The sequence below is a fragment of the Bradyrhizobium sp. C9 genome (genome assembly GCF_002532045.1).
Classification (GTDB): domain Bacteria; phylum Pseudomonadota; class Alphaproteobacteria; order Rhizobiales; family Xanthobacteraceae; genus Bradyrhizobium.
This window is the reverse complement of record NZ_NWTG01000009.1, coordinates 1-8,605: the sequence shown is the minus strand read 5'-3', so window position 1 is coordinate 8,605 and position 8,605 is coordinate 1. Positions and strand designations below refer to the sequence as shown.

Here is an 8,605-nt window from a genome sequence, read left to right as displayed (position 1 = left end):
GGATCATCGACATCGCCGCGGCGCGGCCGCGATAGAGGTCCTTGTGCAGGGTGTCGAGCGTCGGCTGGTCGCCGGTATAGGCGTGGATCGTGGTCATGAAGCCGGTCTCGATGCCGACCGTCTCGTTCAGCACCTTGGCAACCGGCGCCAGGCAGTTGGTGGTACAGGAGCCGTTGGAGACGACGAGCTGATCCTTGTTCAGCGTGTCGTGGTTGACGCCGTAGACGATCGTCGCATCGGCACCGTCGGCGGGCGCCGAGACCAGCACGCGCTTGGCGCCGGCGGCAAGGTGCGCAGAGGCCTTGTCCTTGGCGGTGAAGATGCCGGTGCATTCCAGCGCGATGTCGACGCCGAGGGCCTTCCACGGCAGCTTGGAGGGATCGCGCTCGGCCGAGACCTTGATCTTGTTGTCGCCGACGCTGATCGAATCGCCGTCGACGGTCACGGTGCCCGGAAAGCGGCCATGCACGGAATCGAAGCGCAGCAGGTGCGCGTTGGTCTCGACCGGGCCGAGGTCGTTGATGCCGACCACCTCGATGTCCTTGCGGCCGGACTCGGCGATGGCGCGCAACACATTGCGGCCGATACGCCCAAACCCGTTGATCGCGACGCGGATTGCCATGCTGTGTCTCCTCTAAAAGCTGCTGCCGGCCCCGTGGGAGGTGTCCCACGAGGGTTTTACGGCGGAACGCCCGGTTCAGCCGGACGCGAGCGGAAAAGATGGAGCTTTGGTAATCCTTTTTCGCGGCAAGCTCAACCTTCGACCGGCGGGTGTCAGGCCGGCGTCAGACGCGCTTCAGGGCAGCGTTAACGACGGCCTCCGCAGTAATGCCGAAATGCGGGAAAAGGTCCTTCGCCGGGGCGCTGGCGCCGAAACCGTGCATGCCGACGAATTCGCCGTCGCGGCCGATCACGGCATCCCAGCCCCAGCGCACGGCAGCCTCGATCGCGATCTTGACCGGGGCGTTGCCGATAACGGCATTTTGCCGCTCGGCGGGCTGCGCCAGCAGCAATTCGAGCGACGGGACCGAGACGACCCGCGTCGCGATGCCGCGCCCGGCGAGCTGCTTCTGCGCCTCGACCGCGATCTGGACCTCGGAACCGGAGGCGAACAATGACACTTTTGCGTCACCCTGCGCCGCGACCAGCTCGTAAGCGCCGTGGCTGCACGGGTTGTCGTTCGGCGCCGTGGTGCGCAGCTGCGGCAGGTTCTGGCGGGTCAGCGCCAGCACCGTCGGCCCGTCGATCCGGTTGAGCGCCAGTTCCCAGCACTCGGCGGTCTCGACCGCGTCGCAGGGACGGAACACGCGCATGTTGGGCATCGCGCGCAGCGCGGAGAGATGCTCGACCGGCTGGTGCGTCGGACCGTCCTCGCCGAGGCCGATCGAATCGTGGGTCATCACATAGACGACGCCGGTGCCCATCAGCGCCGACAGCCGCATCGCACCGCGTGCATAGTCGGTGAACACCAGGAAGGTGGCGCCGTTCGGCGCGAAGCCGCCATGCAGGAAGATGCCGTTGAGGCACGCCGCCATGCCGTGCTCGCGGATGCCGTAATGGATGAAGCGGCCCTTCGGCGTCTTGGCGGCGAACCCGACCGCCGACTTCGCCTTGTTGTTGTTGGAGCCGGTGAGGTCGGCGGAGCCGGCCACGAATTCCATCGGCATCGCGGCGGCGATCACTTCGATAGCGGCTTCCGACGACTTGCGGGTCGCGACGTTGAGCGGATTTTCCAAGAGGCCCTTCTTGAAGGCGCGCAGCCCCTTGGCGAGCGATTGCGGCCGTTCGTGACGCAGGCGGCGCTCGAACTCGGCGCGCTTGCGGTTGCCGAGCTGTGCGAACTGCTCGTCCCAGGCCTTGTGCTCGGCGGCGCCGCGGGCACCCGCTTCGCGCCAGGCCTTCAGCACGTCGTCGGGCACCGAGAACGGCTCGAGCGAGATGCCGAGCTTCTCCTTGGCACCCTTGAGCTCGGCGGCGCCGAGCGCCTCGCCATGGGCTTTCGCGGTGCCGGCCCTGGTCGGCGCACCGAAGCCGATCGTGGTCTTGCAGGCGATCATCGATGGCTTGCTGGACTTCTGCGCGCGGGTGATCGCAGCGGCAATCGCCTGCGGATCATGGCCGTCGATCAATTCGGCGGCCCAGCCGGCCGACTTGAAGCGCTTCACCTGGTCGACGGAATCGGCGATCGAGGTGGGACCGTCGATCGAGATGCCGTTGTCGTCATACAGCACGATCATCTTGTTGAGGCGCCAGTGGCCGGCGAGCGCGATCGCTTCCTGCGAGATGCCTTCCATCAGGTCGCCGTCGGAGGCGAGCACATAGGTGTGGTGGCTGACGATCTTCTTGCCGAATTCGGCGGCCAGCATCTTCTCGGCGAGCGCCATGCCGACCGCGGTCGCAATGCCCTGGCCGAGCGGGCCGGTGGTGGTCTCGATGCCCTTGGTGTGGAAGTTCTCCGGGTGTCCCGGCGTCAGCGATCCGAGCTGGCGGAAATGCTTGAGCTGGTCGAGCGTCATGTCCTTGTTGCCGGTGAGGTACAGCAACGCGTAGAGCAGCATCGAGCCGTGGCCGGCCGAGAGCACGAAACGGTCGCGATCGGGCCACGCCGTGTCGGCGGCATCGAATTTCAGGAATTTGGTGAACAGGACGGTCGCGATGTCGGCGGCGCCCATCGGCAGGCCGGGATGGCCGGAATTCGCCTTCTCGACGGCGTCCATGGCAAGGCCACGGATCGCATTGGCCATACGGGTGTGATCGACCTGCGTCATGATGAAAAGTCCGCCTGGAATGAGGAGCTGAATGCTGGACGCATCGGGGCGGGCAGCCGCGATACGCGCGTGGATGGCCTTACGGGTTGGAGGGTGGATTAGCACCTCAATTCCGCAAGTCCAAGGCGATGAAACGCCCCAAAACGGGGAAAAGTTGCTCAAAACGGCCCAATATCATTGAACGGTGCATAGTTTGGCGCCGCCGTTGCGCTCGGCTCGCTTGCCACGTAAATTTCGTCCGCTAACCGCTTGCCGAACCGCCAGTTTTGCCGTGCGGCAGGCCTGTTTCCACCAGGCTACCCAGCTGACCGACTAGAAGGGTCCACACCGCGTGTCATGAGTGATCGTCTCGCCAACGGGTCTGGCAATACCGAGGCACCGCTTGCCGATATCGATGCTGCGACCAAGCGGCTGATGGCAGCGCTCGATGCGCTGGAGAGCTCGGTGGAGCGGCGTCGCGAGGCCGACCGCGACGAAAACGAATTGGCGAGCCGGATCCAGGCGCTCGGCGCCGATCGCTCCAGGCTTGCCGATGAGCTCGACGGATCGCTGGTGAAGACGCGCAAGCTCGAGCGCGTCAATCGCGACATCGCGGAAAAGCTCGACGCGGCGATCGGCACCATTCGCGCCGTGCTCGAGGGCGGAGAAGGCAGATGAGCCACATCAACGTCACCATCAATGGCCGACAATACCGGATGGCCTGCGAGGAGGGCCAGGAGGTGCGGCTGTTGAAGCTCGCGGAAAATCTCCAGCAGCGCGTTGAATCGCTGCGCGGCAAGTTCGGCGAGATCGGCGATGCGCGGCTCACTGTGATGGCGGCGCTCACCGCCTGCGACGAACTGGTCGATGCGGGCGCACGCATCCGCAGCCTCGAGGAAGAGGTCGAGCAACTGCGCAATGCCCGCAGCGCCGCCACCGACCGCGCCCGCGCGACTCAGGCCGCGGTCTCCAATGCGCTCAACGCCGCCGCCGAGCGGATCGAGCGCACCACGCAGGTGCTCAACCGCACCATTGGCGGCGGCATCGCGATCGGCTGAAGTCGCGACAGCTTCATTTGACGGGGACCGGCCGGGCTGAAATGAGCAGACGCAGCTGGAGGCAATCTATTTGCCTGCATCTGCCAGCAAGCTGCGGGCGATGATCAGTTTCTGGATCTCGCTCGTTCCATCGAAGATCCGGAACGCGCGAACGTGGCGATAGAGCCGTTCAACGACTTCACCCTTGCGGATCCCCATTCCACCGAAAATCTGCACGGCGCTGTCGATGATGCGATGGGCAGCTTCCGAGGCATAGAGCTTGGCCATTGCCGCCTCGCGGCCGCTGCCGCCCCCGGTGTCCGCGTTCCACGCGGCGCGATAGACCAGCAGCGTGGCGGCATCCAAGTCCGTGGCCATCTCCGCAAGTTTCGCCTGGATCAGCTGGTGTTCGGCAATCGGCTTGTTGAAGGCCCGGCGTGACAGGCTTCGGCGCACCGCCTCATCGAGTGCCCGGCGAGCGAAACCGACCGCCGCGGCGCCGACCGTCGGCCTGAATATCTCGAGTGAACGGAGAGCGATCCGCAATCCTGCGTCGACCCCGCCGATCAGGCGACTGGCCGGAACGCGACATTCTTCCAGGCGCCACGTGCCGACCGTATGCGGCGACAGCACCTCCAGGCGCCGTTCGAAGACAAGGCCGCCGTCCGCCGGCTCGACGGCGAAAGCTGCGATGCCGCTTCTGCGCTCTTCCCCATCCATGCGTGAAAACACGATGTAAAGGTCGGCGAGGCCGCAATTCGACGTCCAGGTCTTTCGACCGTTGATGACGAAGTGGCTACCCTCCCGGCGTGCGGACGTGGTGATCGCCTGCACGTCCGACCCTGCATCGGGTTCGGAGAGCGCGAATGCAGGGAGCAACGAACCGGCCAGATAGCCGGGAAGATACTTCCGTCTCAGCTCGGCAGAGCCGCCCACGATCAACGGCAATGCACCGAGCCATGGTTCAGACAACGCAACATCCGCGATGGCCGAAGACTGCCCGCAGATTTCCCGCAGCAGGCACACGGCGCGAAGGTCGGGCGACAAGCCATGTTCGTTGGAGGGGGAGGTCGACCGCAGCCAGCCATCGCGTGCCAAGGCCTCGAAAATCAGGCGTGCCGCCCGTCCATCGCCCCCCTCATCGGCTTCATAGGGTGTCAGATTGACATCGGCCCAGTCCGCAAATCTCGTCGCGAGCTCGGAATGGCGTGCCTCAAACAGCGGCCAGCGCCAATGTGAAGTCGCCATGATCGTCGCCTCGCTGCGAGCCTCGGTCCGCCGATCGTCCGCCGGACCGCATGAGTGGCGCATGGCGCGTTAGCGCTCCGGCCGCGCCGCGACCCGATATGTCGACGTGATATGGGCGCAAGGCTCAGGTTCGCCGTCCGAAGTCAGCCAGCATTCGAGATAATGCAGGCGGCGGCCGCGGCGCACGATACGCGCCTCCGCGATCAAGTCCGAAGCCCTGGCTGGCCGCAGGAAGGTGATGTTGAAGGCTGCCATCACCGGGATGACGTTGGCTCCGAGGGCCGCCTGGACGCAGCCGTACATCGTGGTGTCGGCAAGGCCCATCACCGTCGGTCCCGAAAACACGCTGCCGCTGCCGTCTTGCCACAGCTCGGCTCCCATGAACGCCTGCTGATACGGAAGCCGAACGCGGATCGCGTTCGGTGCGACGTTCTCGACGATCTCGCCGTGGTGGTCGATGCTCGGCAGGTTTCGGATGATCGCGCGCCGCACTTGCTCGGCATCCAGCAGAGGCTCAATGGAGCGTGCCGTCTCGTGTTCACGCATGGTGCTCTCCGGGAGGAATTCTGGACTACGTCTGGCGTCGGAAGTCCTTGGGGCCACGGCGCCGGCATGCGCTTGCCCAAGTTTGATAACGATGTTATCTATTGGAAACGATGTTACAGAATCGGCAAGGAGTCAATGTCCGCCGCTGCGCAAACCTATCAGCAGACCCTCGACTTTCATCGTCGTCGCGTGATCGTTGATGCCGCGCGTCGTGTATTTGAGGCTACCGGCCTCGAGGGCGCGTCGATCAGGGCGATCGCGCAAATGGCAGGGTGTACGACAGGCGCGATCTACCCGCTGTTTCGATCGAAGGAGGACATATTCGCGGCCGTGCTGGGTGAATCGCTGTTGGCAGTCACTGAAGAAGTCAGGGCCGCGATGGACGGCATCGCTGTTCCCGCGAAATCGCTTCGACGGGGGACCCTTGCAATCTACAAATACTACGATGCGCATCCGTCCGAGCTGACGCTGTCGCTCGTGTTGTTCAATGGGGACCGCAAGAAGAAGCTCGGGTCCGGATTGGATGAGGCCCTCAAGCGGCAGCTGGACGACCTGCTCGCTCTGCTCGCGGAGCAGGTCCGCAAGGCCACGGCGAAGCCGTTTCTGCCGATGGTCCGCATCGAGGCGACTGCGCTTATCACGCATCTGGTCGGATTGCTGGTGCTCAAGCACGGGGGAAGGATCGACGTGCTTGGCAACAATGCGCCGGTTCTGCTGGCGCACTACACGAAGAACATGGTTGCGCGGCTGAGCGGTAGGGGCTGATCGAAGCGCCGGCTCGGTCGGCGACCAGCCGGCGGGGCCGGCTTGGGTCACCCGCTTCGTTCGGCGCCGCGACGGAGCTCATGCCGGCACGGGACATTTTCCACTCCTGTGGAAGCCGAGCACGGCGCCGGCGCCCTGATTTGCGGAAGTCCGCCCCTTGCCGCTGGCGGAACCGGCACTTCGTCGCTACATTGGCCCCGCGAAGCTGCGTCGTGCGTCAGGAGCCATATATCCCCGGGGCCTTATCGATCCTTTAGGGAACTGTCCCTGGCCGGGTCCGTGGACCCGGACATATGGTGCCCACCTACTTTCGTAGGGAACTCCGGGATCGAGTGCTTCAACGGCCTCTGCGGCTTCGCACTGATTTTTGCTGTTGCCTTGTCGTCGCGCTGCGGCGGTTCGATTGCTAAGCAGTGTTGTGCCCCGCGACGCGGGGCGTCCAGTGCGCCGCGGCCTGGCCCCTGACGAATGCGAGCGTCTGTGATTGATGGATCGTCCGTTGTCGCGGACGACGACAGCGGAAGATGGATCATGCACGCATCTCCATCGAAGGCCGAGCTTCGGGCGCTTGCCCTCGCCAAGCGCGACGCGCTGAGCGACGAGCAGCGCGCGACCGCTGCCGAAGCGCTCGCCAAGCGGGGCGCGCCGTTCGAGATCGCGCAAGGCATGGTCATTTCCGGCTATGCCCCGATCCGCAGCGAGCTCGATCCGACGCCGTTGTTGAAGAAGCTTGCCGAAAAGGGCGCGCGGCTCGCGCTCCCCTGCATCAATGCGCGCGGCCAATCGCTGACCTTCCGCAGCTGGTCGCCGCAGGACCGGCTGATGCTCGGGCCGCTCGGCATTCCCGAACCGTCGCCAGCCGCCGCCGAGGTGCATCCCGACGTGATGCTGGTGCCGCTCGCGGCATTCGACAAGCTCGGCCACCGGATCGGCTATGGCGCCGGCTATTACGACTATACCTTTGCACATCTGCGCAAGGCCAAGCATGTGATCGGGGTGGGGGTCGCCTTTGCTGCACAGGAAACCAAGGCTATACCGGCGCTGTCGCACGACGTCCCGCTCGATTATGTGCTAACGGAGCGCAAGACGTTCGATTTCCGGAGTAGCTAGCCTTGCGTATTCTGTTCGTTGGTGACGTCGTCGGCAGGACCGGCCGCACCGCCATCTCAGACCATCTTCCCGGCATGATCAGAGACTGGTCGCTCGATCTCGTCGTCGTCAACGGCGAGAACGCCGCCGGCGGCTTCGGCATCACCGAGGCGATCTACCAGGAGCTGCTCGATGCCGGCGCCGATGCGATCACGCTCGGCAATCACGCCTGGAATCAGAAGGAGGCGCTGGTCTTCATCGAGCGTGCGCCGCGCCTGATCCGGCCGCTGAATTTCCCGCGCCATTCGCCGGGACGCGGCGCCACGCTGGTCGACACCAAGAGCGGCAAGCGCGCGTTGGTCCTCAACGCGATCGGTCGCGTCTTCATGGAGCCGTCCTCGAACGATCCGTTCAGTGCGATCGAGCGCGAACTCGAGGCCTGTCCGTTGCGCGAGGGCTGTGACGCCATCGTGCTCGATTTCCATGCCGAGGCGACCTCCGAGAAGCAGGGCGTCGGCTTCTTCTGCGACGGCCGCGTCAGCCTCGTGGTCGGGACCCACACCCATGTGCCGACCGCCGACCACCAGGTGCTGCCCGGCGGCACCGCCTATATGAGCGATGCCGGCATGACCGGCGACTATGATTCGGTGATCGGCATGCAGAAGGAGGAGCCGCTGCAGCGCTTCCTCACCGGCATTCCGTCCGGCCGTTTCGAGCCGGCCGGAGGCGTCGCGACGCTGAGCGGTGTCGCGGTCGAGACCGACGATGCGACCGGGCTTGCGGTGAAGGTCGCGCCGGTGCGCGCCGGCGGGCGGCTCGAGCCTGCCGTGCCGGGGTTCTGGACCTAGCGCCCGTAGCCCGGATGGAGCCAACGGGTCGCGCGAATGCGCGCCCGATGACAGGCTCCGCGAAATCCGGGTCCTGGCAAGTTGAGAGGCTGTACCCGGATTGCGCCTCGCTCCATCCGGGCGGCGGGGCTATTTCGGAATAATGGAAAAATACTTTTGAGTTGCCCGACGTGTCAAGTGCAGTGCCGGGCGCCGGCAGCGGCCGGCTACTTTGCATGGGGTTGTTTTCAATATTTTGGCAGTACACCCCGCCGTTCCGGCGAGGGGCTGGCCTAGCTGTGGAATCTCAGGAGGTCGTCCATCGGAAGGCCGAGGCGGCTGATGG

9 protein-coding genes and 1 other RNA gene are annotated in these 8,605 nt (G+C 65.1%); 6 read left to right on the top strand and 4 right to left on the bottom strand.

Features of this window, described 5'->3' with window-relative positions; all coding sequences use genetic code 11:
* Nucleotides 1-622 (bottom strand): type I glyceraldehyde-3-phosphate dehydrogenase (locus CO675_RS20230; protein WP_143279053.1); only part of this gene is annotated, 622 nt, incomplete at its 3' end.
* Between the two features lie 163 nt (nucleotides 623-785).
* The gene (gene tkt / locus CO675_RS20225) at nucleotides 786-2,768 is read right to left on the bottom strand and encodes a transketolase (RefSeq protein ID WP_097673653.1); all 1,983 of its coding nucleotides are present in this window, start codon (nucleotides 2,766-2,768) and stop codon (nucleotides 786-788) included.
* Between the two features lie 336 nt (nucleotides 2,769-3,104).
* Between tkt and CO675_RS20220 the strand changes: the two genes are divergently transcribed.
* Together CO675_RS20220 and CO675_RS20215 are read left to right on the top strand one after the other, a co-directional pair.
* Nucleotides 3,105-3,425 (top strand): DUF4164 domain-containing protein, encoded by a 321-nt coding sequence (locus CO675_RS20220; protein ID WP_050405740.1) that lies wholly within the window; start codon nucleotides 3,105-3,107, stop codon nucleotides 3,423-3,425.
* Entirely contained in the window at nucleotides 3,422-3,805 is a 384-nt protein-coding gene (locus CO675_RS20215) for a cell division protein ZapA (protein WP_097673652.1), read from the top strand. The genes CO675_RS20220 and CO675_RS20215 overlap by 4 nt, the downstream gene beginning before the upstream one ends.
* Nucleotides 3,806-3,871: 66 nt before the next feature.
* Here the strand turns inward: CO675_RS20215 and CO675_RS20210 are convergent, their stop codons facing one another.
* Both CO675_RS20210 and CO675_RS20205 read right to left on the bottom strand, forming a co-directional pair.
* Nucleotides 3,872-5,032: an acyl-CoA dehydrogenase family protein gene (locus CO675_RS20210; protein ID WP_158231279.1), complete on the bottom strand. Its 1,161-nt coding sequence runs from the start codon at nucleotides 5,030-5,032 to the stop codon at nucleotides 3,872-3,874.
* 69 nt (nucleotides 5,033-5,101) lie between these two features.
* Nucleotides 5,102-5,578 carry a PaaI family thioesterase gene (locus CO675_RS20205; RefSeq protein ID WP_097673650.1) on the bottom strand — a complete coding sequence of 159 codons (477 nt, stop codon included), beginning with the start codon at nucleotides 5,576-5,578 and terminating at the stop codon, nucleotides 5,102-5,104.
* A 135-nt stretch (nucleotides 5,579-5,713) separates the two neighbouring features.
* On the opposite strand from CO675_RS20205, the gene CO675_RS20200 reads away from it, so the two are divergent.
* The 4 genes from CO675_RS20200 (at nucleotide 5,714) to CO675_RS20185 (ending at nucleotide 8,280) form a co-directional block, all read left to right on the top strand.
* Nucleotides 5,714-6,343 carry a TetR/AcrR family transcriptional regulator gene (locus tag CO675_RS20200; RefSeq protein ID WP_158231278.1) on the top strand — a complete coding sequence of 210 codons (630 nt, stop codon included), beginning with the start codon at nucleotides 5,714-5,716 and terminating at the stop codon, nucleotides 6,341-6,343.
* 199 nt (nucleotides 6,344-6,542) lie between these two features.
* Nucleotides 6,543-6,703: non-coding RNA, 6S RNA (gene ssrS, locus CO675_RS20195), on the top strand.
* 171 nt (nucleotides 6,704-6,874) lie between these two features.
* Complete coding sequence (locus CO675_RS20190) at nucleotides 6,875-7,453, top strand: 5-formyltetrahydrofolate cyclo-ligase (protein ID WP_097673648.1); 579 nt, start codon at nucleotides 6,875-6,877, stop codon at nucleotides 7,451-7,453.
* 2 nt (nucleotides 7,454-7,455) lie between these two features.
* Nucleotides 7,456-8,280, top strand: a complete 825-nt coding sequence (locus tag CO675_RS20185) for a TIGR00282 family metallophosphoesterase (protein WP_097673647.1) — start codon at nucleotides 7,456-7,458, stop codon at nucleotides 8,278-8,280.
* The last annotated feature ends 325 nt before the right edge of the window (nucleotides 8,281-8,605 follow it).

Coding starts and splice junctions, on each gene's coding strand:
- tkt (WP_097673653.1), bottom strand. CDS start 2,768: ATGACGCAGGTCGATCACACCCGTATGGCCAATGCGATCCGTGGCCTT.
- CO675_RS20220 (WP_050405740.1), top strand. CDS start 3,105: ATGAGTGATCGTCTCGCCAACGGGTCTGGCAATACCGAGGCACCGCTT.
- CO675_RS20215 (WP_097673652.1), top strand. CDS start 3,422: ATGAGCCACATCAACGTCACCATCAATGGCCGACAATACCGGATGGCC.
- CO675_RS20210 (WP_158231279.1), bottom strand. CDS start 5,032: ATGGCGACTTCACATTGGCGCTGGCCGCTGTTTGAGGCACGCCATTCC.
- CO675_RS20205 (WP_097673650.1), bottom strand. CDS start 5,578: ATGCGTGAACACGAGACGGCACGCTCCATTGAGCCTCTGCTGGATGCC.
- CO675_RS20200 (WP_158231278.1), top strand. CDS start 5,714: ATGTCCGCCGCTGCGCAAACCTATCAGCAGACCCTCGACTTTCATCGT.
- CO675_RS20190 (WP_097673648.1), top strand. CDS start 6,875: ATGCACGCATCTCCATCGAAGGCCGAGCTTCGGGCGCTTGCCCTCGCC.